General features: G+C 59.2%; 2 protein-coding genes. Both read left to right on the forward strand.

What is annotated here, in order from left to right:
• On the forward strand, window positions 1–815 hold an 815-nt coding region (locus AC1DWI_RS23485), incomplete at its 5' end, for an aspartate-semialdehyde dehydrogenase (RefSeq protein WP_477725954.1).
• Between the two features lie 253 nt (window positions 816–1,068).
• A partial coding sequence (locus tag AC1DWI_RS23490; protein ID WP_477725955.1) for a type IV pilus assembly protein FimV occupies window positions 1,069–1,308 on the forward strand: 240 nt, incomplete at its 3' end.

Genomic DNA, 1,308 nt, shown 5'->3' on the forward strand with positions numbered 1-1,308 from the left:
ACGATGCCATCATCATCCTGGATCCGGTTAACCTGCCCGTCATCCAGAACGCCATGGCCAAGGGCGGCAGGAACTGGATTGGCGGCAACTGCACGGTGAGCTGCATGCTGATGGGCGTGGGCGCGCTGTACAAGGCGGGCCTGGTCGAATGGATGACCAGCATGACCTACCAGGCGGCGTCCGGCGGCGGCGCCCAGCACATGCGCGAGCTGCTGACCCAATATGGCACGCTCAATAGCGAAGTCCGCGCCTTGCTGGACGATCCCAAATCAGCCATCCTGGAAATCGACCGCCGCGTGCTGGCCAAACAGCAATCACTGAATAGCGATGAGACGGCCAATTTCGGCGTGCCGCTGGGTGGCTCCCTCATTCCCTGGATCGACAAGGACCTGGGTAACGGCATGAGCAAGGAAGAATGGAAGGGCGGCGCGGAAACCAACAAGATCCTGGGCCAGGGTGCTGGTTTCGGCACGGCTGAAACGCCGGTCGACGGCTTCTGCGTGCGCATAGGCGCGATGCGCTGCCACAGTCAGGCCCTGACCTTCAAGCTGAAGAAGGACGTGCCGTTGGCCGATATCGAGGCCATGATCGCCGCAGACAACCAGTGGGTCAAAGTTGTGCCCAACACGCGTGAGGCCTCGATCAAGGACCTCACACCCGTCGCCGTGACGGGCACCATGCAGATTCCGGTGGGTCGCCTGCGCAAACTGGCCATGGGCCCCGACTACCTCGGTGCTTTCACCGTGGGCGATCAGTTGCTCTGGGGTGCGGCCGAACCGCTGCGCCGCATGCTTCGTATACTGCTTCAGGGGTAAATAATTCGGGGTGAGCGGTTGCCAACATGCGGCCACTCATCCGTAACCACTTGTTTCCGTGCGTTGTCGTCTGACAACATCCTGAACATGTAAGTTGATGCTAACTCGATGTGTCAAAACTTAAGTGGTGTCTTAGCTTGTCAGCCTAATGCCTTGATGTTAAGGTTGTTTTTCGAAAATTCGCATCGAGGTTTTTGTGCGCTTAAGCAGAATAAAGTTACATGCAGACCGAGCACTGGAGGCTCCCAACCCCATGAATAAACGCGGTCGTTGGCGTATTGGCGCCCTGGCGAGTGCCATTGCATTGCTGGGCAGCCTGGCAAGTCTTGAAGCCCATGCGCTTGCGCTGGGCCGGATCACCGTTCAATCGGCGCTGGGTGAACCCCTTCGCGCCGAAATCGAGATCACGGACCTCAAGCCCGATGAAGCAGCCAGCCTTCGGGCCGGTGTTGCACCGGCAGAAGCCTTCAAGGCAGCAGGCATGGAATACGGC

This window comes from Polaromonas sp. P3_C2 (assembly GCF_056402675.1).